The following is a 25,961-nucleotide window of genomic DNA, read 5'->3' on the forward strand; positions in this document are numbered from 1 at the left end:
CGGAGGCGTCAGCTCCATTTCTCGATCAGCTCTTTGGTCAGGGTACTCGTGGTGAATCTTGAGGCGTCTTCCATCTTCTCGTCCAACTTCTGGTTGGCGTCCGTCCAGTGCTCAAAGACCGAGAGCTTGCCTCTCAGGACCTTCTCCACGTCGCCGCCTGCCGCGTCCCGCTTGGCCTCTTTGAGGATCTCGTCGTAAGTCTTGAGATGGCCGGTCTCCTTGCTGACCAGCTCGTCAGGAGGGGTCGTGGAGGGGAAGCCGCCCTCGTGAAGGAGACGTGACATGTCGTACCTCTGGCGTACGACGTAATCGACTCGCTCCGCATCGAGTTTCTCGACCCGAGTCTCGAAGCTGGCTACCCATCCGTCGAGCAACCTGCTGACGGCATAGGTCTTGGCCACGGTCCATCCCATGTCGATTGCCTGGCTGGCTACCGGAACCTTGTCGATGCCCAGAGCGGCGGTGTTCTTGACCATGTCAAGGACGAGCGCGTCGATGGCGTCGGCCTGCCCGCGTACCTTGGACGCCGCTTGGAACTCGATCCCGGCGAAATCGCCGAACATCTTGGCAGCATCGTCGAAGTGGGTAGTTGCGTTCTTCCCGTCGAGACCCGCTGTCGTCACGAGCGTGTCGTGATAGAACCGGGCCACGGCCGAGTCGAACTCCTTGGTGAGGCGTTCGTCGCCGGTAAAGGTGCGCAGGAAATTGAAGGTGTCTTTTGGGCTGAGGTAGAAACCGGGGGTGACGTCGGGGATATCGATCCACTCCGGTGGATGTCCCATTCCTGATGACCGATCGATGGCTTTGTCGAAGCGGCCGCCTGTGGTCAGTTCGTGGATGTAGGACTGGGCGATCAAGCTCATCGAGTCCCGAGCAGCGCCAGGTAGCTTCTCTCGGTACGCGCTGGTCGCTTTGATCGCGTCGAGAGCGAAGGCGGCGGCGTCAGTGGAGTGTTTGCCGGGTTGCTCTGTCTTCACCTCCGCGCCGGACGCAAGAACTCTGCCGAAGGCGTCGGCGACCTCTTCTTCGATGCCGGGGCCCTTGGCGTAGTTGATGAACAGCTGCATCTTCTCTGGCTGGGTGAGCTTGGACTGCGGAGTACCCATCGCGGCGAAGGTGGCCCGCACAGCCGCACCGTCGCCATCCAGTACTTCCAATCCGAGTGCTACGAGGTCCGACGGGATGCCCAGGGCCTGGGTCTGTGTATTGCTCCCAGCGCGGAAGCTTTGCTGCGGATTAGCCACGAAGGCGTCCAAGACCAGGGCGCGGGCTGCTGCGGTGCGGTACGCGGTGGGGGCGTTGGCGCCCTTGAGGAGGGCTAATCGATTCCAGGCGGCGTTCTTGGTGGTGGGCTTCAGAAAGTCGCTCTTGAACCGCTCGAAGGCCGGCACGCTCGCCGGGGCGCGTAGTGCGGCGCCGAGGGCCTTGCTGAAGGCGGCGAGGTCCTGTTTGGCGGTCTTGCTGCCTGTGGCGACGATCAGGCTCGGCAGCGCGTCGCGTACGGCCGGAGAGAGCATCGCGAAGAAAGCGGCGGCGGCCTGCGGGTTGTCCGCGAGCTTGGCTATCTCATCGGCGTGTTCGTGGATCAGTTGCGCCTGGAGGTCGGCGGAGCCGTTGCCCACGATGCCCTGGCTGTACATGTTGGCCAGCCCGCGAGCGTCGTCGAAGGCGGCGAGTTGGTCGGGGAGCATCAGGAAGGCCGCGCCGGCCCCCTTGCCCAGCTCGCGGATCGTCTGGCTGCGGTAGGCGAGCATGGAGATTTGGCCTTCGCTCCACTTGGAGACATCGAGAATCTCCCGCAGAGGTCCGGTGCTGATGCCGTTTGCGCGGAAAAGCTGATCGAATTCATGGTAGAAGTCGCCTAGGCGGTTTGTCGCGTTCTGCAAAGAACGCGACATTCCATCCATCGCGTCGGGATCGATGCCGCAGAATTCGTTGGCAGGGCTTGCCATTAGGTGCGTCCAGCCATCTCGTGGCGGATGGCGTTCGCCATGGTCTCAGTGACCATGGGCGGATGCCGGCTCAACTCCTCTTCCACGGCGCTGGTCACTCGTTGCGCGATGCGAAGTAGCTGATGCTGGCGTTCCTGCAGGTCGGCTGACCACTTGCGGGCCGTGGGGCCGGTCCATACCGTGCCGGAGGACATGGCGTGGATGGCCGGAAGGTACGCCTGGCGTAGCTGGCGGGCCTCATCCTCGGCCTGGGCAAGCAACTGCTTCAGGCGTACGTGTCGCGGGTTGGGGACCATGACCTCAGCCACGAAGATCTCCCGGTCACAATCCGAGAAATGCCGACTTAATACGTTAGACCGATTTTAAGACATTCCGCAAGAGATCTGGCTTGAGGCTTGCCATATAGGAGGAATGACGCTATCGCGAAACGGTATAGCCGCATGAAGGAAGGCTTCAGCAAGCAATCGATGGCGGAGGCTGGCTGCTGTCATCAACTTCGGGACATCAGCCGTTGGACGCCCTACCTGGGATCCGGTACTCGGCTGGGCTAACGTCCTCAGGCGACAGCCGGGGGCCCTGCGTAGTGCGCCGTCGGCCAGGACTCACATATGAGCGCGGACTCGGGGGGCACGCACCACACGCTCGCTTAGCGCCCTTTACCGACCGACTCGTGATGCCCGACAATATCCAGCGGCCTCCGCGTCCCGCCCCCGTGCCCTATCTTCGAAAGCCAGCACATCACGGCGATGTCCATAATGTCCGATTCAGTGAAAGTGCTCGAAAATGGTGCCTGCGACCGCTAACTATGCAGGTCGTGGAGTGTGCTCCCCGCGCACGCGGGGATGGTCCCTTGCGGAAGCTCTTCGTAACCGCCGCTGATGGGTACTCCCCGCGCACGCGGAGATGGTCCCCACGAGATCCCTCCGTACTTCTACCACTAGCCGTGCTCCCCGCGCACGCGGGGATGGTCCCAGGGAGGCCTGCACGCGGTCGCGCATGGCGTCGTGCTCCCCGCGCACGCGGGGATGGTCCCCGGTAGGTGCTCTGCTCGTCGTACAGCCGGACGTGCTCCCCGCGCACGCGGGGATGGTCCCGGCAGGAACGCCTCGATCACGCCGCGCAGTCCGTGCTCCCCGCGCACGCGGGGATGGTCCTTACGGTTGGCTACGCTGGGTCAAACCGGGCACGTGCTCCCCGCGCACGCGGGGATGGTCCCAATTAAGCTGCCTATTGGCGATCTTGGTGGGCGTGCTCCCCGCGCACGCGGGGATGGTCCCCCCTGGGCCTGGGGCGCGTCCCCTCAACACTGTGCTCCCCGCGCACGCGGGGGTGGTCCCCTGCGGCACGTCGCGACGCTGAGCGCCACTCTGTGCTCCCCGCGCACGCGGGGGTGGTCCCCTGCGGCACGTCGCGACGCTGAGCGCCACTCTGTGCTCCCCGCGCACGCGGGGATGGTCCCTTCGGCGCGGCGGCCAACTTCGCAGTCCTGGCGTGCTCCCCGCGCACTCGGGGGATGGTCCCTCGGCCTGCCCCGCGGAATGCCTGACGACGCTGTGCTCCCCGCGCACGCGGGAGAGCTGCCGTGAATACGGCTCGGGCACGCTCGTAGGCGAGTGCTGACGAGTGGCTCGGGGAGCGCGTGCCCGTCGGGACGATGCTTCCTAGCGCCCGCGAAGGCGGTGACAACACTCTTCCTCGACCTGGCCCCGGCGACCTACGGTCGAGTTGTGGATTCCGTCCACGGCCTGCCCAGTGGGCCGGGTCGCACGGAAAGGGCGATGGCCGTTCTTGCCCAGAACTTCGACGGCCGCAGCGACATGGTGTTCATCCGCGCGGAGGCCGCCGAGATGACCTGGGAGGACGCCCGCGAGGAGCCGTTCGACCCATAGCGGGTGACCGTGGAGCAGCGGCTGGACGGGGCCTGTCGGGAGTAGCGGGCGCGGCCGTGGGCGTCGTCATCCCGCTGGCGTCATCCCGTCGGGCGGAGCCAGCAGTCATTCGCAGGCCGCTCAGAAGGGCCGCCAGACGCGCGGCAGGACGTCATGCCGTAGCGAAGCAACGCGACGAACGAACTCGGCCCGGATGTCGGGACTTTCCTCCACGTTCTGCATGAGCCATGTGGTCATAGTGATCTCACGGATACGGCGCAGGGTGTGGAAGCCGGGCCACTCGGTGATGTCAAAGCCGTACGCGTCCACAGCCTGTGCGTACTCCTCGCGCGCCACCCACCGGAACCCCCTGAAGGGGATGCCCACGCCGCTGCTGAGATCCCACTCGCGAGGTCCGAACGCGAACGCCTCGAAGTCGAGCAGGATCACTCGCCCGTCCGTGCGGCGGAGCAGGTTGCCCTTGTGCGCGTCGCCGTGGATGTGGCCGGCGGGCAACGCGAAGTCGAGGGCGTTGTACTCGACGTACAGGTCCTTCACCCGCTCACGCAGGAACTCAAGGTCCTCATCGGCGACGGTCGAGGCGCAGTCCAGACGGTCCTCAACGCGGCCCAGCGGGTCGAAGAGCGGCAGGACCAGGTCCACCGGTTTGGACAGGCTGTGCAGCTCGTTGAGCATCGCCGCCAGGTCCACGAAGTCCAGAGGCGGGCTGTCGCTCTCCATGTAGCGCCAGAAGGTCACCACCCGGCCGTCATGAACGGTCGCCTGTGGGCAGTCCGGGAAGAGCCGCACGCTGGGGAAGTCGGCCCCTTCTAGCCAAGACGCGACCGCTACCTCCTTGCGTACCTCGGACAGGCGATCCACGGTTCGGGCGATCCTCACAACCACCGGGGCCGACGCGAGGCGGTACATCGCGTTCTCGCCGATCCGCATGAACCTCGCATCCCTGCTGTCCAGCCCAGCGTGTGCGCAGGCCGCGACCAGCGCCCTGTGCGCGTCCTGCTGGGAGAAGCCTCGTGCGGTGTGAGTCTCGGTCATGGATCAGTCCTCGCTCTTGGTGTCTGGTGGACCGGTGGCCACGAAGCGGCCTTTGCTGGGGACGACGACGATCAAGCCTTCTCGCTGAAGCAGTTCCAGGGCCTTGCGTACCGTGATGCGCGCGGTGCCGAACCTGCCTGCGAGGACAGGTTCACCAGGCAGGCGCACATCCGGCGGGAACTCGCCGCTCTTGATGGCGGTGCGGAGCTGGTTGGCCACGTCCTCATAGCGGGTGCTGGGCGTCGCGTCCTCGGCGGCCTGGCCCTGCACCCTGCGACCGCGGCCCACGTGGCTGACGACCAGGCCCTCGCGTTCCAACTCCGCGAGCGCTTGCCGTACGGTCCCGCGGGCCACGCCGTACGTCTCCATAAGGGCCGTCTCGGACGGGATCATCCCGCCTGGCGGGTACTCGCCTGCGGCGATCCGCTGGCGCAGGTCGCTAGCTAGCGTGGCGTAGGCGGGCTGAGCTTTGCCTTGAGTCATGAGGCTCCCTTGCCGAGCAACAACGGACTCAAGGCTAAGACGACAGAGCATCAGCAGGGATGACCACGGCCTCGTCGAGGATCCGTGCTTCGCCTCCGTGCTGCGGCCCGGCATGGGGCGAGGCGGCCCTACCTGCCGCTCTCGATTTGGTTGGGCCCAGGCTCCGCCTTGGAGCGACCAACGGACCGGTGCCATCAGCGAGCCTCGCCCGTGAGGATCATCATCCAAACGCGCTCTGCCACGGCCCGTGGCCATGGCCCCGCGTAGAAGACCTTGGGAGACGTGGTCTGGTGCGTGCGACGGATCATGTAGTGGCCGCCGCAGCTCAGCAGCTCATAGACGAGTGCGCGGCAGGAGCAGGTGTAGTCCACTATCCGCTGGCGGACCGGTTCCTCCTTGGTCCAGTCGATGTGCGTCGTGGTGGCGGCGGTGCTGCGGCCTGGCGGGTGGGCGGAGAGTCTCGGACAAGGCCAGGCATCTGCCTCTAGACCTAGAAGCTCAGGCATAGCGGCAACCTCCCCTACCTTGATGTGGCAACGTTCTTGCTGCTCGTTCCTTATGAGCATATGCCTACAAGCTCTTATGAGGTAGTGGGGTTGTGATGATGACCTGTTGTGATCGACTTCGGTTCCGATCGACCTGTGCACCGGCAGCTCGCCGACATCATCCGCGCGGACATCGCAGCGGGACGACTCGAGCCTGGCCAGGCGCTCCCGTCAGAGGGCCGGCTGATGCAGGAGTACGAGCTCGGCCGCGTCGCCGTACGGCAGGCACTCGGGGTATTGCGCAGCGAGGGACTGATCGTCACTGTGAAGCGTGAAGGCTCCTACGTCCGCCCACAGGCCCCCGTCGAACGGGTGATCGTAGAGGGGCCCACAGAGGTCACCGCTCGGATGCCCTCCCCAGACGAGCGAAGGGAACTGGACATCCCCGAGGGGGTTCCGGTCTTCGTCCTCAGCCAGCCGCACAAGCGCGACCGCATCCTGCCGGCCGACCGGACAGCCCTCGTTTGGGGTGTGGAGAGATGACACACACAGCCTGACGTTTCAGGCAACGAGCAAGGCAAAGTCAGCAGCGGCTGACACCGGCCAATAATGCATCGCGGATGTGGTCGCAGGCCGACCCGGCGCACGTGGGTGATCGGTTGGGGCGTCCCCGCATGCGCGGGGAGCAAGCACAGAGCATCCAGCCGCTGCTCGGCCTCGTACTCAGGACCATCCACAGGTGCGCGGAGAGCACTACCGTTTAGTGACTAACTGACTAACTGCCGCGGACCATCCCCGCGTGCGCGGGGCGCGCAAATCGGTATCCGGTTACAGACCTTCCCCCTCAGGGCGATCCCGCCGTTGGCAGGCAGCTGTCCGGCATGCCAGGAGTGTACTGGCGACACCATGCGAACAAATACATAGAACGAGGGAGAAGGAATGGAAGACATGCCAACAAGAAGTGCCTTAGCATCAGGCTAGCCCCAAGTGGGACCGAAGCAAGAGTCCGAGAGGATCGGGACATGGATGGACAGAACAGCCCGTTACGGGTGGAGGTTCGCGATGGGCGACTCCAGATCGCGATCTCGTTCAACCTTGCTCGCGCGCGCTCTCTAGCCGTAGCCGCGATAGTGGGGAGTCTCATCTTCGCCACATACGTGGCAGCGATCTTCCAACCGCGCTAGAACCACGGCATGACCTCAACGCGTCCATCAAGGAACGCCGCACAGGGCCCGGGGTTCAGCGCAAGCGCCCGGGCTCTTTGGGGTAAGACCGGCGAAGTTCGACGCGATCGCAAAGGCGCCGCCGACGAGTGGCATTCGCTGGTCGCGCACATGGTGGACACCATGGAGGTTGCGGACGAGCTCTGGCATGTCTACTTGTCCTCAGCGTTTCATGAGCGCCTAGCTGAGGGCATCCCAGGAACAGAGCATGAGCGCATGCAGGCGGCTCGGGCGCTCTTTCGGTGGCTAGCCGCCCTTCACGACCTGGGGAAAGCGGGAAGCTTTCAAGGTCAAAGTGTGCGGCAGAGCTCCCGGGTCCAGGACGTGATCGCTCTACCGGTTGGCCCCGACATACATCCACACAGCATGGTCTCAGCCCATTTGATGTACCTCTTCACGGCCGAGGCCGGATGGACTGCACGGGCAAGCACCTGGGTGGCTAACGTCGTCGGGGGGCACCATGGGGTCTACCCGCGGCCGGGATCTGTCGAAGTTCCACTGCTGATTGCGCAGATCGGGGGGACAGAGTGGCGAGAGGTTCAGCGAGAGCTCTTTCGAGAGATGACCCGGCGGTCAGGCGTACCGCTGGACCTGCTGGCGGACCATGTCCCGCCGATCGGCAGTCAGGTTGTCTGCTCGGGTGCTGTCATCCTCTGTGACTGGCTGGCGTCCAACGAGAATCTCTTCCCTTACACAGGTCCCTGGTCGGAGGAGTATCCCAAGCAAGCGGCCCGCAGGGTGAAGCAGACCCGAAAAACCATGCAGCTCGAAGCCGTGTGGCATCCGGTAAAGGTCGCTGATGCAAAGGAGATGTATCTCCAACGGTTCGGGATCAAGGTGCCACGCGATACCCAACTGGTCGCACATCAGATCGCGTCCGAAATCGAGCATCCTGGCCTCGTCATCGTTGAGGCGCCCACCGGAGAAGGTAAGACGGAGGCTGCTCTGGTGATCGCGGAGATTGTCGCTGCAAGATTCGGATTCAACGGGCTGTTCTTCGGGCTGCCTACCCAGGCTACAAGTAACCGGATCTTCGATCGGGTCCTGGATATATGGTTGAGCAACCTACCCCAGAGCCCGTTGCCAACCGTCGGACTGGTGCACGGTAAGGCAAGACAGTATGAGCGGTTTGATGACCTGCCTCTCGGCGGTGTAGGGGACTTCGGCAGCGCTTCCGCCACCGCGTCTCAGTGGATGAGGGGCGGAAAGAAGGCCCTCCTCTCACCGATTTCCGTGGGCACCATTGACCAACTCCTGTTCGCCGGAGTGAGTGCTCCGCATGTGATGCTGCGGCATCTCGCTATCGCCAACAAGGTCGTGGTGATCGACGAGGTGCATGCTTACGACGCGTACATGTCTCGCATCCTGTACCGGGTGCTGCACTGGCTGGGGCTGCATCGGGTCCCAGTGGTGCTGCTGTCAGCAACTCTGCCGGCTGAGCAGCGGGACGCTCTACTCAGAGCGTATGCGGGAAAGATTGAGATCCATGCATCGTCGGCGGGATATCCACAGCTTACGTGGACAATGGCACCAGGCCAGTCCAGTAGAAGGGAACGTGCGTCGTTCTTCAGTCCCGCAGTAGAAGGCGACAGTGCTCCTCCTATCGCCCATACTCGTAGTGCAGACAAGACCGAATCCCGGGACGTTTCACTCAAGGTCGTTCTTCACCCAGAGGCTGGGAACGATCCAGCTTCCATAGTGCGCTGGATCCCTGAGCGTGGCTGCGTTCTGGTTCTGCGGAACACTGTTCCACGGGCACAGCAGACTTACGAAGAATTGAGGAAGCACGTAGGCGAGGATGAAATAACTCTCGTTCACGCCCGTTTCACCAGCTCTGACCGCACACGGCTGGACGATTGGCTGGCCACGGCCTTCGGGCCGCCAAAGGTCGATAAGGCAACGGGAAAGGTCTCTGAGAATCCAGCGAGACCGACCCGGCACATAGTCGTAGCCACCCAGGTAGTCGAGCAGTCGCTCGATGTGGACTTCGATCTGCTGATCACCGATCTCGCACCGATCGACCTCATGCTGCAGCGAGCAGGCCGGCTGCATCGGCATCAGCGGCCGAGTCCGCGCCCGGCTGAGGTGACTGATCCAACCATGGTTGTCACAGGCCATCAGGAGGTTGGCGACCTCCCGAAGTTTCCCACTTCCGACGACCGTCCATACCTGCATCACTTCCTGCTCCGCACATTGGCTGTGCTCCGCAGGAGGGATCGCATCAGCATCCCGGATGACGTTCCGATGTTGATCGAAGAGGTCTACGGCGACCAACCAATCGTGCCCGAACTCTGGAGCGAACCGATGGCGGTCGCCACGGCCAGGATGCGGGACACTCTGGCACAACTGCGGCGGGAAGCGAACTCCCTGTTGCTTGCTGAGCCGGATCCGATCGCACCCGATCTCAGCGAGCTACAGCGAGGCACCTCGCATGAGGCTGACGAGGAAGTCGCTGGCAACCGTCTGCGGGTGCGCTCTGGAGAGCCGAGCGTCGAGGTCATCCTGCTTCGGAGAATGGACGCGACGACCGCAGCCACCGTGTCCAAAGGCGAGCAGGTGACGATCCCGCTGGACCGCACCCCGACACGTGAGCAGAAGAAGGCGGTGCTCGGTCAGGCGATCCGGCTCCCGTCCCGAATGGTCAATGAGGATCGGCTGGAGTCTCCACCGGGATGGCGGAACGCGCCCTGGTGTCGGCGTCTTCGTGTACTCATGTTGAGTAAGGCCGCCGGGACGGTCCGGCACGGGGCGAACAGCTTCACCTACAGCACTGAAACGGGGTGGACCATCAGCAAGGCGAAATCGCCAGCTTCTGGGCCTTCGTTCAACCTGGTAGATGAACCGTGGCTCGACTACGTCACGACCACCGGCGTCCCGGCCCGGGCGTCCCTCCGCGAGCTGCTGGTCAACGCACACACGATCCGGGACCTCAGCGTCGACGTTCCCACGCAGTACCCAGTACTGATCCGACTCCTGCTGGCCGTCCTGCATCGCGCACTCGGCATGCGGGAGGGTAAACAGCACGAATCCCAGCCAAGGATCAAGGGCGACTGGCAGTATCTCTATTCACTCGGCCGCTTCCCCTCGGAACCGATTAGTGAGTATCTGGACACCTGGCGAGACCGCCTGGACCTCTTCCATCCAGAACATCCCTTTTTCCAGGCTGGTCACCTGACCAGCATGAGCGGCGAGCGAAAGCCTGCGGGTCTTCTGATTCCCTATGCCGCCAGTGGAAACAATGTGCCGATCTTCTCGCAGTCCGCTGACCAGCAGACGGTCGAACTCACTCCGGCAGAGGCTGCCCGCTGGCTACTTCACGCCCATGGCTGGGACACCGCAGGCATCAAGACTGGAGCCTTCGCTGATCCCCAAGCCAAGCAGGGCAAGACGACCGGCAACCGTACCGGGCTTCTAGGCTCGCTGGGCGTGCTAGTCCCGACAGGAACGACGCTGTGGGAAACGCTCATGTACAACCTGCTCGTCCTCAATGAGGACATCTCTCCGGCGGACGACATCCCTGTTTGGGAGCACACACCCCTGACCGCTGCCTGGCAGATACGGCTCCCGTACGGTGTCCTCGACCTGTACGGGTGGCCGGGGCGGCGCATCCACCTCTTCCCCGCGCAGAGTGACGGTGAAGTGATCGTCCGGCAAGTGCTCGTCTGTGCGGGCGACCGCCTCAAGGAGAACACCACTCTCGACAGCCTCGAACCGCATACTGCTTGGTACGCGGTAGACGATCAAGCAAGCTCAGCCCGCTACCGCCCGTCCCGGCATCGTCCAGGTCAGCAGCTCTGGCGGGGGCTCGGTGGAATCCTGGGGCGACGGTTCGAGAAGGGTGACGGAGGTCGCCATTCCATGGCCCCACATGTGCTCACGCACCTTCGCTCGGTAAAGCTCCCCATGGACAAGGTGTTGCAGCTTCGGGCGTACGGGGTCGTCTACGGCACTCAGAGCTCAGTCGTCGAGGAGACTTATACGGACGTTCTCCCATTGCCAGTCGCGCTGCTGCGGCCGGCAGGCAAAGACGGCCTAGACGCGATGGCGGTGCAGTCCGTCGAGGATTCCAAACGAGCGGCAGACGCGCTCGGCCAGCTGGCTGCCGACACCGTCCTGTGCTCGGGAGGCGATGACGATGCGCAGCTGGCTCAGCGAAACAGCGCCCAGAACCGCCTCTACCTCTTGTTGGACCAGCCATTCAGGGAATGGATCGCGGGGCTCCGCGTCGACGAGGCGGCCGATCTATACCGCGAGGAGTGGCACAACCGCGTCCGCGCCGAGGCGCGACGGATCGCGCGTTCAATCGTGGGCGACGCGCCACCGACCGCGCTACGGACTCGCATGCGCATTCCCAAGAAGGGAGGCCGACCAGAGCCGGTGAACCTCGCGCTCGCACACAGACGGTTCGAACAGGTGCTGTCCATGTTGCTGCCGCAGTCACAGGCACGCGATGACGAGGCCGGGCCTCTCGTTCAACGCCAAGAAAACGGAGGCCAAGAGTGACAGCGCCAGCCATATCACGACGACATCGTCTGAATGATGAACGAAAGAAGCGGCTGCAGCAAGAACTCGATGGTCTGTTCAAGGGGCGTAAGGACGAACTGCTCGATGATGCTCCGGCAATCTTGAGCAGATGGCGTCGAGGACTGAGCCATTCTCCGGACACCATGCCGGTCCTAGCCATGCAGATCGCGAACGTACTCAGCCATCCTGAAGAGCGCGAGACGGATCGGGAAGCGCAAGCGTGGGAAGCTGCGGTCCACTATGGGCTCGGGCTCTTCGCCGTCCATCAGCAGTCGCAAGACCGCTCCATGCACCAGCGTTCCGGGCCATCCCTTGGGGCCGCATGCCGTCTACTCACCAACCACCAGGCGCAAGCGTTGGAACGACGCGAGTTCAGTCCCGCAACACCGCAGTTCGAAACGGTCAATCGGGGGATCGTGCGGCGGCTGGAATCAGCCATGAGTTCGGTGTCCGCGGCGGAACTTGTAGGCCACGTCCGCGGCCTGGTCCCGATGCTCCGACAGGTGCCCATCGTCCTGGACTACGTCCAGTTCACCGCGGAGCTGGCCGCGTGGGCTCACTCGCCCTCGCGTGGTCCAACGGCTCTCCGATGGGGGCGTCATTTCTATGCTCCGTTCCCAACCGGGAACAAGCCGACCACGAACAAGGAGTGATGTCCCATGGTGTTCCTGGATGTACATGCAATACAGCCTGTGCCGCCCGCCAACATCAACCGCGACGAGAACGGCAGTCCCAAGACCGCCCTGTATGGCGGCGCCCGGCGGATGCGGGTCTCATCTCAGGCGTGGAAGCGCGCCGCGCGCAGAGAGTTGGAGTTGGCCACGGCCGGATTCCAGGCTTCCCAGCGCACCAAGCGACTTCCAGAGATCCTCGCTGCCGATCTGCTGGAGCGAGAGCCCCAACTCGGCAACCGAGCGGCAGAGATCGCCGATGCCACTGTGACGGCTCTGTTCGGAGCCAAGACGCCGAAGAAGAACGGGCGAGCCGTCACAGAATTCCTTCTGTTCCTGGGTAGTGCCCAGCGTGTCCGCGTGGTGGATGTCCTGCTGCAAGACGTCGAGCGGGTTCTGAAGACGGTCGATAACACGAAGGAGTTCACCAGGACGATCAATGAGTTCAAGCTGCGAGATGTGGTGAACAGCGGTCATCCGCCGGCGGTCGCGTTGTTCGGCCGGATGATCGCGACCGACCCGACGATGAACGTCGACGCGGCCTGCCAGGTGGCACATGCCATCTCCACCCATGCCGTCGAGGCTCAGTTCGATTACTACACGGCCGTCGACGATGTAGACGAAGCCGCCGACGAGACCGGCGCGGGGATGATCGGCACGATCGAGTTCAACGCCGCCACGATGTACCGCTACGCAACCGTGGATGTGCGCAGCCTGATCGACAGCCTGGACGGGGATCGTGCGTTCGCTACTGATGTGGCCGTGGAGTTCGCCCGGGCGTTCCTGCTCAGCATGCCCACCGGCAAACGGGCTACGTTCGCCAACAACACCCGGCCGGACTTCGTCCTGCTCTCCGTACGGACTGACCAGCCGGTAAGCCTGGTTGGCGCATTTGAGCGTCCCGTACTAGCCGAGCGTTACAACGGCGAGGTCGTCGGCTACGTGGGGCGTTCGGTGTCCGCGCTCGCCCGCTACTACCGCGAACAAGATGCTCTCTACGGCACCGCGCCCGCGTTCCACACTGCCAGTTACCCGGCGTGGCTCGGCGATGAGCACGATCAGGGAGAGATCCGAGGACTGCCTATCTCCCAACCGCTGCCCGATGGATTTGCGGCGACCCGCGATGCTTTGGCGCGGTTGATTGGCATCGAGCATGAGTGACGTGCTCGTGCTACGACTGAGCGGACCTCTTCAGTCCTGGGGCGGTGCCACGCGATACAACGTACGGGGGACCCTCAGCCACCCCACGAAGTCCGGCGTGATCGGGCTATGCGCTGGTGCGCTGGGATGGCCACGCGGCACTGATTTGTCTGCCCTCGCGAAGTTGCAGTTCGGCGTACGAGTCGATCGGCCAGGCAGACTCCTCATCGACTACCACACCATGTCAGCGGCCTCTCACGATCCCCTGCGCCCTCAAGAGCAACGACTGCCCACCGCCGACGGCAAGGCGCTCAAGCCTGGGCAGGGAAAGATCTCGCGCCGCTACTACCTCCAAGACGCCGTGTTCGTCGCGGCGCTCGCGGGCGACCACGATGATCAGTCTGACCTGCTCCAGTCGGTCGAAGGTGCTCTCCGCGCGCCGCGCTACCCCATGTATCTGGGACGGCGCTCCTGTCCCCCCGACAAGCCTGTGCTGATGTCCTTGCTACGCGGCACCGGGGGGTTGGAAACCGTACTACGCGAGATCGTGCCCTGGCAGGTTCCCGAGTGGCGGCGATTCCAGGAGGATCCTCTCGCACTGATCCTTGATCAACCTGATGGAGAAGAGCTTCTCGATGACCTTCCGTCGGAGGGTGGAACGCCCTTCGACCGAAAGTTCACGCACCGCCCGGTCCACCACGACACGGTAGATCCGCGAAGCCTGCCGGCGCCGCAGAGCGCCGTCTATGGCTTCACAGGGGATGCGGCGATGAGTCTGCTGGATGGATGACATGTATCTCACCCGTACCTTTATCAATCCCCGGCGGCGCGGTGCCGTTACTTTTCTTGGTAATCCTCAGAAGATACATGCTGCTGTTATGCAAGCATTTCCGGTGACGCCTGCTGTTGATGCCTCAAACGGCCCCCGTGTGCTGTGGCGGCTGGACGGGGATGATCACCGCCGACCGGTGCTGTGGATCGTCTCTCCAGACAAGCCAGACTTGCACCATGTGACGGACTTCTACGGCTGGCCGGAGTCGGATCGCCCCTTCGAGACCAAGAACTACCTTCCGCTGCTGAACCGGCTTGCCGCCGAACAGCGCTACGTATTCCGCGTCACGGTCAACCCCGTCAAAGCGCAACATCCTGGGCCTGAAGCGAAAGAGACCAGGGCAAAAATACGGGGCCGAGTCGTTCCTCTGGCGGGCACCCATAGCCAAATCTCGTGGTTCGCCGAGCGAACCCATAAGTGGGGGTTCGAACTTCTTCCCGGGTCCGCGCCAATGCCCCAGACAGACCGCCCACAAGATACGCCGACCCCTTTTGCAGTGGAGATTCGGGATCGCAAGCGGCTCCGCTTCTGGCGAGCGGATCGAGAGAAGAAGCCTGTGACGCTGCAGACGGTGACCTTGGAGGGCATGATGCGGGTGAGCAACCCCGATCTGCTACGCGAAGCGCTCACCCAAGGCATCGGACGAGCGAAGGGATACGGTTGCGGGTTGATCAGCTTGGCTGCCGTCCAGTGAACCGCGACTCGCATGCAGTCATGGAAGCATCGCTCCAACCCGCGAGTGGTCGCACCGTGAACGGCGAACCCGTCGCGATCCGCCGATGTTCCCCGCGTACGCGGGGATGGCCCCTACGGCAAGGAGGTCTTTTGGTGGGTGTTCAGTACTCCCCGCGCACGCGGGGATGCTCCCTGCGACTGCTACCTAGATGATCGAGTCCTGATGTTCTCCCCGCGCACGCGGGGATGGTCCCTACCGGGCGCTATGGCGCACACCGACTCATGAGTGCTCCCCGCGCGTGCGGGGATGATCTCTGCACGAAGTCGTGATCCATGAAGTCATGCCGGTGCCCCCGGCAGATGCGTGGACGGCTGAACTCACGTCGACATTCATCAACAGGGACGTAAGCCGTCCCGCCTGAACCGAAGGTCTGGAAGCCGAGCAACCACCCGCAGAGCTTGATCATGCCAAATACATGCGCAACCTCTTCCCCTTACCGACTACAGCACCCACCTGACGTGGGGAAATGTCGCGGACGCTTTCCTGACTCCTAAAGCGGGTGCCGCAGGTTCGAATCCTGCCGGGGGCACTCTTCTCCGCCAGGCTTTTTGGCCCCTGACCTGCAGTTTCTTGACCGCAAGTCTTTGCTTTCCAGCGCTCTCGGTAGGTCACTGGGAGCACCCGCATGCGGCCGTAGGACCATGATCCCGGGATATGGTCGGGATGATCTTGACGGTGCTTTCCCAGGTCCCGGGTACTTTACGGCTCTACACGATGTACAAGACTCCGCTCAGGACCACGCTCCCCTACACAGAATGACGCCCCGCCCCTACGGGGGTACGTTTCGACTGAGCGACTCCGCCACGCAGCAGTAGCCTTACAGCGAACGGTTCGATCTTGAGCGATGGGTGACGAGTGGACTCCTTCGACCTCGGGCGGCTGACCGACCACGATTTCGAGACGGTATGCCGGGACCTGTTCACGCAGATACTCGGCGTTCCCTTGGAGATCTTTCCCCGAGGGATCGACCAAGGCATCGACCTGCGTCACACGACGGCCGATGGCCGTACCGTGGTGGTCCAGTGCAAGCACTGGCCGAGCAGCACCCAGGCCAAGCTCATCCGCCAGCTGGAGAAGGAGGAACTGCCCAAGGTCCGGATACTGAAGCCGTCCCGTTATGTCGTGGCGACCAGTGTCCCCGTGAACACGTACGGCAAGGACGCCATACAGGAGAAACTGGCTCCGTTCGTCCGCACCACCGGCGACATCTACGGGCCCGATCAGATCGTCGAGGAGTTACGGCTCAGGCCCGAGATCGTGCAGCGGCATTTCCGGCTCTGGCTGAGCAGCACCGCCGTCATGCAGACGCTGCTCCACCAAGACACGTTCGTGCGGTCCTCGCGGCTGCGGGCGCGGCTCTCCCACGTAGCCGAGACTTTCGTCCCTCACCAAGGCTTCGAGCAGGCCCGACGCACCCTCGACCAGCGAAACGCCTGCATCATCACAGGACTGCCAGGCGTCGGCAAGACCACGGTCGCCTGCATGCTCGCAGCCGGTCTCATCGCGGACGGCTACGAGGTCTACGAGATCTCACAAGATGTCGGCGAGATCGACCAGGTATGGCGGGACGACGTCCCGCAACTCTTCCTCTATGACGACTTCCTCGGTCAGACGACGCTGGAGCCCAGCTTCAACAAGAACGAGGACAACCGGCTCTTGTCGCTGCTCCGCGAGATCGAAAGCAGGCATGACAAGGCGTTCATCATGACCACCCGCGATTACATCCTGGAGCATGCCCGGCAGCGTCACGGCAGGCTCGCGGAGGAGGAGATCACCGGCATCACGAGCGTGGTGCACCTCGACAACCTGACACCCGACGTCCGCGCACTGATCCTCTACCACCACGTCTACTACGCCGCTATACCGGCCGCGGAGAAGCGCCGCTTCGCAGCCCCCCAGGTATGGATGCCGATCATCCAGCATCGCCATTTCAATCCGCGGATCATCGATCGCACCCTCGCGCTGCGCAAGTACGCAGGTCACGACATTGCGGCCGCCATGCTGGCCAACCTCGAAGACCCCCGCCGCATCTGGGAGCAGATTATCGAGAACGAGCTTAGCGCCGAAGCCGTGCACATTCTGGAGGTGCTGTTCACCTTCGAGCGCCAGGCAGAGCTGTCCTCACTGGAAGAGTGCTGGATGTGGTACCGGCGCGCACTGGAGTTTCCCGACGAGGGACGGCTCTTCCGCCGGGCGTTGAAGGTGCTGGCCGGGACGATGGTCGCCATCGATGAGCACCAAGTCGCCTTTCACAATCCGTCCGTCGCCGACTACCTGCGCCATCACATGAACCTGGGCCGCGCACGCCTGCCGGAACTCCTGGCGAGCATCGGGGACGCCACCCAGATCATCCAGATCATGAGCGTCGCCACTGGCCACGACGCCGAAGCGCTGCTCAACCGGCTCAAGGCCTGCCCAGGCGCCGTCGCCGACGCCATAACCACCACGATGGAGACCGTATACGACTCGCCCTCAGACGAGGACTACAGCATGGCGCAGCACCTCAGCTGGATCCTCGAAACGGCCGAAGACCTCGAGTATCCTCCGCTTGCCGATTACATGATGAAGCGGGCAGACAATCAGCTCCACTCATCGTGGCCCTCACATCTCGTCAATCTGGCGCGCGACATGCGGGGGAGCCCCATGATTCCCGAGGCCTATTTCGAGGCGTTCGCGGAGGCGACGGCTGAGGTGCTCCTGTTCGAGATCGAGGAATTGCTCGAAGGCGAGCACTGGCCTCGAGCGTACGAGACGTTCCAACTCGCGGAGAGTCTTCTCACTGCCTCAGCAGTTGCCGGCGTGATCGAGCGACTGGTTGACGTAGGGCTGAGCACCCTGCAAGAGCTGTGCACCCGCGACGAGACCAAGCCATACCAGAGCGGCTGGATTACTGAGCTCCTGAGCTTTCTCTCCGATCACGGCGCGGAGAACGAGCTGCACGACGAGTTCGCAAAGGTCGAGCGGATGCTGGCCCGATGCGACGAACGGACAGCCAAAGGCCGAGGCTACGCGCACGCAGATGCCGGGCGCCGCCGAACGCCGGACACTCATTGGGGCTGGACCGATGTGGAGGCGCTGATGAACAAGCTGGCCGACAGCGCCTAGTAGTGCTTTGTTAGGTCTGCAGGTGACGATTGCGATGTAGCGGTTGTAATCGTTGATGGCAGGTCGGGCATGCGCCGGTCCAGGTGGCGAGCAGCAACTGCAGCTCGTGGACGACCTTGTAGAGGGTCAGACCGGCGCAGCCGCTTTTGGGTCGCCTCGCAGCGTGGTCAAGAACAGGTGTGCGGCGGTGACGAGGGTGACGTGGCGGTGCCAGCCGGTCCAGGAGCGGCCTTCGAAGTGGTCCAGGCCGAGGCCGGTCTTCAGCTCGCGGTAGTCGTGTTCGATCCGCCATCGGATCTTGGCGTAGCGGACCAGGTCGGCCAGGCCGGTGGTGGCGGGCAGGCTGGACAGCCAGTACCTGACCGGCTCAGGCTCACCTGCAGGCCATTGCGCGATCAGCCACCTTTCCGGCAGGGTGCCGTCCGCCTGGCGGGTGATGCGGTGCCCGGCCGGACGTACCCGCAGGAAGACGAACGCCGACGTCATCGCCCCTTTGGAGCCTTCGCGCCACGTGATCGGGACCGCGGCGGCGGGGCCGACGGCCTGGATGTGCGCGGCCAGGCTGATGGCGGTGGCGAGATAGCGGGGCTCGGTCCGTCTCGGTGACCGGCCCCGCCTGGACCAGGTCCGCGGCACCGGCCGCGCGTCCGGCAAATGGGCCAGGGCATCACCTTTGACCTGCACGACATAGCCGATGCCGCGCTCGTCCAGCGCACCGCGTAACGGGCTGCTGTCGCCGTAGCCGGCATCGGCGACCAGCAGTGGCGGCCGTAACCCCTGCTCAGCGAGCACATCGAGCATCTCCACGGCCATCTTCCACTTCGAGCGATGACGCTCCCCGTCCGGGATGCCGCACCGGTCGCGCCGCGCCGACACATGCGCGCGCAACTCGGCCTCGGCGGCCTGCTCGTCCCACGACGGCGGCACGAACAGGGCCCAATCCAGCGGGCAGGAGGCGGTGTCGGTGACGGCGTGCACGCTGACCCCGATCTGGCAGTTGGCCACCTTGCCGAGCGTGCCGGAGTACTGCCGCGCCACGCACGGCGAGCCCTTCCCTTCCTTGGGGAAGCCGGTATCGTCGATCACCCACGCCGCTGGCCGCACCGCCCTCCACCGCCCGCCGGGCCAGCCTGGCCCGCACCGCGCGCATGTCCCAGGTCGAGGACGTCACGAACTGCTGCATCCCTTGGTGGTCCATCCCCAGGCGGCCCGCCATCGGCTGCATCGATTTGCGCCGTCCGTCGAGCAGCAGACCTTGAAGCTCGTCAAGGGTCACCGCAGCATGAAACTACCCGCATCGCCTCGAAGCCTCTACGCCAAAAGGACCTAACAAAGTACTTCTAGCTCGCCCCATTGATGAGCTCTATGCCCGTTCACCAGTTCTCCTAGACGGGTTCCTCGTGTCCTCCTATCGTCACGTTGACCTCAGGGATAACTGACCTTAAATAGCCAGAGGATCCCCGGATGATGGCAACGCAGAATGAGATCTACGCCTACCCAGCGTCGATCGAAGCCTTCCAGCTGCCGGCCAGAGCAGTCGCACTCGCACGTCTACGGGAAGTACGCCGATGACCAGGCAACAGATAGAGCAGGCGTTACAACGGGCGGAGGAGCTGACCGGCCAGATCAGAGGTGGTCTGGACCGTGCGGTGGGCTTGATGGGCCAGCGCGTCTGGACAGGGCCGGCGGCCGACCGTTTCGGCGCCGAGCTGGCTGCACAAAGGCAGGTCCTGATCAGTGCCTGTACGTCGGCTGTCGACGACCTACGTGCCCTACTCGCCCGGACACCGAGGTAGCCGGTGGACATCGATGGCATGGTCCCCGACGGGGTTCGAGCCTTGCAGGACGAGTTACGCAAGGCGGAGTCCACACTGGACTCCGCCGGGAACGAGTTATGGGGCCTGCTACATGACGCGGGTCTTGCCACGACTCATGCCGACACCATCCGGAGGATCGCCGGTTGGGCCGGGCAGCATATCCCGGACATTCACCAGCGCGTGGTGCTGCTGGAACGTCTCGTGGCGCACGACCCGGCGGTACAGCCCGGCGCGCCGGTGTTCCTCAACTCCGAACTATTCGCACCCGGCAAGCCGCTCCCGACGGTCGGCGACTTCTGGGACCGGCTCGGCCAACAGGTGCAATCTGCCTTCGACTTGGACCAGAACTCGGGCAACCCCGCAGCCGAGATGGCCAAGGGCGCCTGGGAAGGTACGGCCGGCCTGGCGGGCATGGTGTGGGAAACCTCCGAAGTGCGTAAGCTCGTCGACCGCGATGGCTGGGACCGGCAGCTCCAAGACGGCGCCACGGGGCTCATCTACGGGGTGAAACACCCTGCCGAGCTTCTTAAGGCCATCACGGACTGGGACACCTGGATCAGCAACCCCGACCGCGCGTTCGGCCGCCTCACCCCAGACATCCTGATCGCCGCCGCAACCGCGGGCGGCAGCAGCGCGGCCTCCGGGGCGAGCAAGGCCACACGGGCACTTGACAAGATCGCAGACCTGCTCAAGCTGGCCAAAGCGAAGGCCGGGCCACAGGTCGCTCCCGCGCGCATCACGCCGGACGGTACCTGGCAGTGGAAGGGACTCGACCTTGGACCTGCGGACAACGTCACAGCGGACCAAGCTCTGACTCGAGTGCGAGCTGTCGAGCCACAAATATCGCAGGGCGTTCGGGCAGCGGCGCAAGACGGCCGCGCGGACATGGCCGGTTTCCCGGACCACGTCCTCAAAGGCCCCGACCGCTTCAAGGAGAAGCTGGCCAAGCTGATGGCGGACTTCCCCGACCGCACCGCCGAGGAACTCATCCGTACGGGCATGCACGATGGGATCCGCTACACGTTTACCTTCACCGACGATCGCTACGTCAAGGGTGTCGCGAACGCCAAGGCGGCGTTGGAGAGGAAAGGGTTCGAGCTGGTCGTGCAGAAGCCGTCCTGGAGTGACTCATCGAAGTACAAGGGCGTCAACACACGGTGGCGCGGGCCTGATGGGCAGCTGTTCGAGGTGCAGATGCATACGCCGTCGAGCCTCTGGGCCAAGGAGGTTACCCACGAGATATATGAGTACAAGAACAACTTGCCAGCTCAGGACAAGGCACGCTTGGAGAAGTACGAGGCACAGATCTTCGAGGCCGTGCCAGAGCCGCAAGGAGTCCGCGACATCCCCCACGTGAACAAGGAGAACTGACCGTGAAAGAGCAGGTCACGTACTACGGGTTGCTGCTTTCGGGCGACTCACGGGAAAACCCAGGCGGGCTAGCGAGGCGACGTATCCTCCCGGATGGAGGGATCGTCGAGGAGACCTTCCGGCGAGACCTGCAATGGCATGACAGCAGCGTCATCGGGGACTGGCGACGAGGCGAATCCAGCGTCGAATTGGTCGAGCTCAGCGAGGCCGAAGCGGAGCGGGTCACGGAACGCTTCCGAGAAAGGTTCAGCGGATAGAGCAGACTCCCGCGCAGGACGCCGCTGCTGGTCGAGACCCACCGCTACCGCAACACCTATGCCGACGACCCCCACAGGGTCGAGGAACTGAGCCAGGCCGGATAGGTGCCCATCGTTCACATAGGCAACGTCCCCGACATCCGGCGCCTCATGGAATCCCACCCGTGGTGGGTCACCCTGCTGTGGATACCTCGCGAGATCTGCGAACAATGGTCCCACCAACGAGGCGACCACAACACGGGCGAACGCCTGCGAGCCTGGGACGAAACGCTGTCCGACCTCCAGGCCCACGACGGCGACATCTCCCGCTGCGCATCCGCACCGACCAGACGACACCCGAGGAGGCGGCACGGCGCATTGCCAGCGGTTTCTTTGCCTGGCAAGTGCCGGCACCGAGTCATACCGCCTGACCAGTCAAGATCCGCAACCACAGGTCTTGGGCGGCCTTGGCGGTCATCCACGTACTTTCGACGATCTCTGAGGTTCGTCCACCAGAGATCCGCCGGACGAACCACAACCCGCCCGCGGTACACAGCTCGAAGACAGGACGCCGACAGATACAGGTGTGCTCCCGGATCCGCACTCGCGAGGCACGTGGCTGGCTCTGCTCCCACTCAACCGGCTCAGCCTCCGTTTGCGGAGCAGCAGTGTGCAGGCCGTGATAGGCCGTCACGAGTTTCGAGGCCGCCACGACATCACCCCCGGGCCCGCTGCTCTTGCAGCAGCGCTACGAACGTCGCCATATCATCGGCGCTCACTGTCTGCTGGAGGCCCGCGTCAATCTCCGCGTTACGCAGCCGCACCCCACGCCTGGTCGCGTAGAACGCGCCCGCGTCGCTGCGGAAGAACGACCAGTCAGGGAACGTGACGCGGAGCGCGTCGAGGTCATAGGTGGGCGTCGACATGGCTTCAGGCTAGAAGCGCGACCGCGAGCCTGTCTACCCCTAGGGATCCCATTAGATCCGAGGGGACGGCGATGGGTCTCAATAGATCCCGAGAGGCGAGTGAAGGGGGGTGGAGCCCCCTTTCTACCCTTAGACACGTGATGGACTTCGAGCCGGACCGGCCCCGCTGGCAGCAGATCGCCGATGTGCTCCGCACGCGCATCACCAGCGGCGAATACCCGACCAAGCACCTGGTGTCCGAGGTCCGGCTCGTCCAGGAGTTCGGCGTAGCCCGCGAGACCATCCGCAAAGCCATCCACCAGCTCCGCGAAGAAGGCCTGCTCTACACCGTGCCCAACCTCGGCAGCTTCGTCAGCCCCACCGACTCCACGGACCCCTGAGCTCCTACCAGGGCCAAGCCCGCGCTCGTGGCCGGCAGGGGCGACTTCTACGACGACCCCCACGCACCAGGCGCAAACAGCCTCGCGCCCTCGGTCAACGTCGTGGTCACCAATGTCTCCGGCGACGTCCTGTTGATTAGCCGCCCCGACAACGGCAGCTGGGCTCTACCCGGCAGAGCCATCGACCTCGGCGAGTCGATCCCAGCCTCTGCCATCAGGGAAACGCTGGAAGAGACCGGAGTCAGCTGCGAGATCACAGGATTCGTCGGTACGTACAGCGATCCCAAGCACGTCATCCTCTACACGCGTGATGGCAAGGTTCGGCAAGAGTTCTCCATCGTCCTGACGGCCCGAGCCATCAATGGCGAACCGACACCCAGCCAGGAGTCACGCGAGGTCCGATGGGTGCCGAGAGGCGAAGCAGCGCGGTACCGCATGGACCGGTCAATGCGCCTGCGGATCGAACCACTACCTCAACGGGGACGAACCGTACATCGGCTGAAGTACAAGGCCACCACACCCACTCCGAGCGCCAACGTCAAGCAAGCATCATCCGATACTGAGTCCGGACTGCATCGTCACAAAAGACCAGGTCAGAGACTATCAAGGTCGAATGGATGAGAACTTTCTCTACGGCTTCAAGGCGGTCCGCCCCCGACGGCCCGCCGCGTCGGGCGGTCGCTCACCGCGCTGCGGCTCTTCGGCCGGTCGCGGCGAGCGCCGCCCACGCGATGGCCCAGGGGTAACCCAAGCCGCGCTAGCTATCCCTTCGGGGCAGAGTCGTCCTGGCCCATGCCCCGGAGCACCATGCATGCTCGCACCACCGCCACGCGATGCTCGGACCTGGTGTCGCGTATCGCCGCCTCCACTCTGCGCGTGTGACCATCGTCCCTTCGAACTGTGGTCAGATAGCGGAGCAGTTGCCTGGCAAACGCATAGACGGTGCCGATCAACAACATACCTTCCGGACTGAGGGCTAGGGTCTCGATACTTCGCATCGGTTGCTCCTTGGTTCGGCGTAACGGATTGAGGCAATGATGTTCGTCGGCATCAGTTTCCTTCTAGGCTGAGGAAACGCCTGAGAAACTCGTCTCTGAGGGAGGCTCGGTGCCTGGAGGGAGACCACAGCAGAGTCAGCGTGAGGTGCATCCCGAGCTCGGCGAGCTCACCAGTTGGTTCAAGCAGCTCCTCCGCGCCAAGAACCACTCAGTCCGGTCATTCATCCTGTCCGTACAAAGACAGGGCCTGCCGATTCAGGTGAATCCGGTCTACGAGTTCCTCCGGGGTGAGCGCCTCCTCGACTGGAAGCTGACCTGCCTCATGGCACGTGCACTTGGTCAAACGGCGGAGGTGGCTGAGCCAATGTGGACGAGGGCGAAGAGAGCGATGGATCTAAAGCCAACATCCGAAAAGTTGCATATCGCAACCTGGCAGGATCTCCCACCCCTCGACGCGCGACTAAGAGAGTTCTTCCTCAGCCAAGGGGATGCAGTTGATCGCTTCCCCTATGACCTTCTAGACGTCAATCGCCCCCCACTTGCCGACGTCTATGTTGAGCAGGGAGTCCATCCCATACCTTTGGCTGAAATACACGAAACATCGACTCAAGTCGAACGCCCACCAAAGTACAATCAACGGGATATTCCATTCCCTTATGCACTTGCGAAGCACGATCACTTGTTTATCACAGGTGGTCCAGGCACCGGAAAAACAACGCTAGCCAGACTGTTGGTTCGCCAGATCGCACGGACTTGGATAGAGGGTCCGTTTGAGGAAACGCCGTGGTGTCCCGAGCCGGTCATTGCTATCAGTATTACTGCCGCTGAAGTCCTGACAGGCAGTTGGGGGCAGGTATTGGCGAATGCCTCGTACGCAAGCGCCTTGACGGTGCCATTCGAGCCGCAGATATTCGCCCAAACAACCTACGGGGTTCGCTGGCTTGTCGTGGTCGATGGCTTGGACGAGATACCCTCACCCAGAGACCGGGCAAGAGTGTTAAATGTCCTTTCAATGCGCATCGAACATGGGACGCCGTACCGCCTCATCATCACTTCGCGGCCGCTTCCCCAAGACGAGTTGAGCCCCTTTCAAGGGCGCGCGATCGGTTTCTACGCTCTGCGTGGATTCGATGAAGAACAACAACAGACTTTCGCTGAGCGGTGGTTCGCTGCTCAGGGTGCGCCCGAGACAGATGGCCTTGCACAGGCATTTCTTCAGCAGGCCCGAGTTGCCGGATTGAGCGAACTAATGCGAGTCCCCCTCCTTGCCACAATAGCTGCAACATTCTTTTCGAGACATCCAACAAAGTCGCTACCAAGAGGTCGTATCGATCTTTATGAACGATTTTTGGACGAACTCTCGGCAGCGCGTGGTCACCGCTCAGATCTTCGATCACGGATACAGGAGAGATGGGAAGAAGTCGGATGCGCGGATATCGCGGAGTGGATATTTGCCAATCAGGAGTCATTAATACTCCACCTGGCGGAGAGCGAACTTAAACTTCTAGGCAAGGAATCGCTGCTTGCCGCTGCCTCCAATTGGACGCGTACACATCTTCCCGCGGAGCTAAGGATGCCCGAGGGAATTGAAGATGATCTGGGTCGCCTGCTAGGTGCAACTAGCATTCTGATCTTCGATGGTAAGCTCTCATTTCTTCATCGTTCATTTGCGGAATTTATCGCTGCGAGGGCTGCTGCAGCTGCGCTTCCATCCGAGTTTTCTGATCTAGCCGAATGGACTGGGCGCATTAGAAGTGAGGCCACGAGAAACTTTGCCTTCTTCGCATTAGCGCATTGGGCGCGAAAATCGAACAATAAGATTGCCACAATAGTAAGGCTCTTGCTCGCTCAAGATCTTCAGCACAAGATAATGGCGCTGCGGCTGGTTACTGCAGGCGTTCCTCTTGGCCTGGAACTAGAGGATGCTGCTATCGATCGCCTGCTGGGCTCCATCGTAGAGACGAACCACCTTCGCTCCAGTGATGAACGCGCGCTGTTTGACGAATTGAGCGAACTCCGAGGCAATGAAAGACTCGCAAGGCGTCTGAGCACACTTGCACGGACTCGGGAACTCAATCCGTCTATTCGAGTTGTTGCCGCTGCGGCCTATGCTCGGGTTAGCAATGTCTCTGGCAGCCTAGATCTCCTGTATGAGCTC

General features: G+C 63.2%; 19 protein-coding genes and 1 pseudogene. 12 read left to right on the top strand and 8 right to left on the bottom strand.

From position 1 onward, the window contains the following. Positions 1 to 8: 8 nt before the first annotated feature. The 5 genes from ACGFJ2_RS58890 to ACGFJ2_RS58910 all read right to left on the bottom strand — a co-directional run bounded on the left by ACGFJ2_RS58890 (position 9) and on the right by ACGFJ2_RS58910 (position 5,865). Positions 9 to 1,952 carry a hypothetical protein gene (locus ACGFJ2_RS58890; protein ID WP_393484130.1) on the bottom strand — a complete coding sequence of 648 codons (1,944 nt, stop codon included), beginning with the start codon at positions 1,950 to 1,952 and terminating at the stop codon, positions 9 to 11. Beyond that, positions 1,952 to 2,260 carry a hypothetical protein gene (locus tag ACGFJ2_RS58895; RefSeq protein WP_393484133.1) on the bottom strand — a complete coding sequence of 103 codons (309 nt, stop codon included), beginning with the start codon at positions 2,258 to 2,260 and terminating at the stop codon, positions 1,952 to 1,954. The genes ACGFJ2_RS58890 and ACGFJ2_RS58895 overlap by 1 nt, the downstream gene beginning before the upstream one ends. 1,701 nt (positions 2,261 to 3,961) lie before the next feature. After that, on the bottom strand, positions 3,962 to 4,876 hold the full coding sequence (locus ACGFJ2_RS58900) for a phosphotransferase enzyme family protein (protein ID WP_393484136.1): 915 nt from the start codon (positions 4,874 to 4,876) through the stop codon (positions 3,962 to 3,964). Positions 4,877 to 4,879: 3 nt separating this feature from the next. Further along, positions 4,880 to 5,359 (bottom strand): GntR family transcriptional regulator, encoded by a 480-nt coding sequence (locus tag ACGFJ2_RS58905; protein WP_393484139.1) that lies wholly within the window; start codon positions 5,357 to 5,359, stop codon positions 4,880 to 4,882. A gap of 194 nt (positions 5,360 to 5,553) precedes the next feature. Next, complete coding sequence (locus ACGFJ2_RS58910) at positions 5,554 to 5,865, bottom strand: hypothetical protein (protein WP_393484142.1); 312 nt, start codon at positions 5,863 to 5,865, stop codon at positions 5,554 to 5,556. Positions 5,866 to 6,000: 135 nt separating this feature from the next. Between ACGFJ2_RS58910 and ACGFJ2_RS58915 the strand changes: the two genes are divergently transcribed. From ACGFJ2_RS58915 to ACGFJ2_RS58945, 7 genes are all read left to right on the top strand, one after another. Further along, positions 6,001 to 6,387 carry a GntR family transcriptional regulator gene (locus ACGFJ2_RS58915; protein ID WP_393484145.1) on the top strand — a complete coding sequence of 129 codons (387 nt, stop codon included), beginning with the start codon at positions 6,001 to 6,003 and terminating at the stop codon, positions 6,385 to 6,387. A gap of 650 nt (positions 6,388 to 7,037) precedes the next feature. Then, complete coding sequence (gene cas3 / locus ACGFJ2_RS58920; protein WP_393484148.1) at positions 7,038 to 11,570, top strand: CRISPR-associated helicase Cas3'; 4,533 nt, start codon at positions 7,038 to 7,040, stop codon at positions 11,568 to 11,570. After that, a complete protein-coding gene (gene casB, locus ACGFJ2_RS58925; RefSeq protein ID WP_393484151.1) occupies positions 11,567 to 12,244 on the top strand; it encodes a type I-E CRISPR-associated protein Cse2/CasB in 678 nt (225 codons plus the stop codon). Before cas3 ends, casB begins: the two co-directional genes overlap by 4 nt. Positions 12,245 to 12,250: 6 nt before the next feature. After that, entirely contained in the window at positions 12,251 to 13,423 is a 1,173-nt protein-coding gene (gene cas7e / locus ACGFJ2_RS58930) for a type I-E CRISPR-associated protein Cas7/Cse4/CasC (RefSeq protein ID WP_393484154.1), read from the top strand. Further along, positions 13,416 to 14,192, top strand: coding sequence for a type I-E CRISPR-associated protein Cas5/CasD (cas5e, locus tag ACGFJ2_RS58935; RefSeq protein ID WP_393484157.1), 777 nt, complete (start codon positions 13,416 to 13,418; stop codon positions 14,190 to 14,192). The genes cas7e and cas5e overlap by 8 nt, the downstream gene beginning before the upstream one ends. Beyond that, positions 14,185 to 14,928, top strand: coding sequence for a type I-E CRISPR-associated protein Cas6/Cse3/CasE (gene cas6e, locus ACGFJ2_RS58940; protein WP_393484160.1), 744 nt, complete (start codon positions 14,185 to 14,187; stop codon positions 14,926 to 14,928). The genes cas5e and cas6e overlap by 8 nt, the downstream gene beginning before the upstream one ends. Positions 14,929 to 15,825: 897 nt before the next feature. Then, a complete protein-coding gene (locus tag ACGFJ2_RS58945) occupies positions 15,826 to 18,075 on the top strand; it encodes a restriction endonuclease (protein ID WP_393484163.1) in 2,250 nt (749 codons plus the stop codon). 126 nt (positions 18,076 to 18,201) lie between these two features. Here ACGFJ2_RS58945 and ACGFJ2_RS58950 read toward each other — a convergent pair whose 3' ends face one another. Further along, complete coding sequence (locus ACGFJ2_RS58950; RefSeq protein WP_357943645.1) at positions 18,202 to 19,179, bottom strand: IS701 family transposase; 978 nt, start codon at positions 19,177 to 19,179, stop codon at positions 18,202 to 18,204. Between the two features lie 19 nt (positions 19,180 to 19,198). Then, positions 19,199 to 19,351, bottom strand: a pseudogene (locus tag ACGFJ2_RS58955) (transposase); the annotation flags it as partial. A 523-nt stretch (positions 19,352 to 19,874) separates the two neighbouring features. On the opposite strand from ACGFJ2_RS58955, the gene ACGFJ2_RS58960 reads away from it, so the two are divergent. Both ACGFJ2_RS58960 and ACGFJ2_RS58965 read left to right on the top strand, forming a co-directional pair. After that, on the top strand, positions 19,875 to 21,263 hold the full coding sequence (locus ACGFJ2_RS58960) for a hypothetical protein (RefSeq protein ID WP_393484166.1): 1,389 nt from the start codon (positions 19,875 to 19,877) through the stop codon (positions 21,261 to 21,263). 2 nt (positions 21,264 to 21,265) lie between these two features. Further along, positions 21,266 to 21,520: a hypothetical protein gene (locus ACGFJ2_RS58965; RefSeq protein WP_393484168.1), complete on the top strand. Its 255-nt coding sequence runs from the start codon at positions 21,266 to 21,268 to the stop codon at positions 21,518 to 21,520. A gap of 695 nt (positions 21,521 to 22,215) precedes the next feature. Here ACGFJ2_RS58965 and ACGFJ2_RS58970 read toward each other — a convergent pair. After that, complete coding sequence (locus tag ACGFJ2_RS58970; protein WP_393484171.1) at positions 22,216 to 22,425, bottom strand: hypothetical protein; 210 nt, start codon at positions 22,423 to 22,425, stop codon at positions 22,216 to 22,218. A gap of 140 nt (positions 22,426 to 22,565) precedes the next feature. Between ACGFJ2_RS58970 and ACGFJ2_RS58975 the strand changes: the two genes are divergently transcribed. The 3 genes from ACGFJ2_RS58975 to ACGFJ2_RS58985 form a co-directional block, all read left to right on the top strand. Further along, positions 22,566 to 22,805 carry a winged helix-turn-helix domain-containing protein gene (locus ACGFJ2_RS58975; RefSeq protein WP_393484180.1) on the top strand — a complete coding sequence of 80 codons (240 nt, stop codon included), beginning with the start codon at positions 22,566 to 22,568 and terminating at the stop codon, positions 22,803 to 22,805. Between the two features lie 102 nt (positions 22,806 to 22,907). Next, the gene (locus ACGFJ2_RS58980) at positions 22,908 to 23,426 is read left to right on the top strand and encodes an NUDIX hydrolase (protein WP_393484174.1); all 519 of its coding nucleotides are present in this window, start codon (positions 22,908 to 22,910) and stop codon (positions 23,424 to 23,426) included. Between the two features lie 522 nt (positions 23,427 to 23,948). Further along, the coding region (locus tag ACGFJ2_RS58985; protein WP_393484177.1) for an NACHT domain-containing protein at positions 23,949 to 25,961 on the top strand (2,013 nt) is incomplete at its 3' end.

It is taken from the genome of Nonomuraea sp. NPDC049028, from assembly GCF_043197735.1.
Lineage (GTDB): Bacteria > Actinomycetota > Actinomycetes > Streptosporangiales > Streptosporangiaceae > Nonomuraea.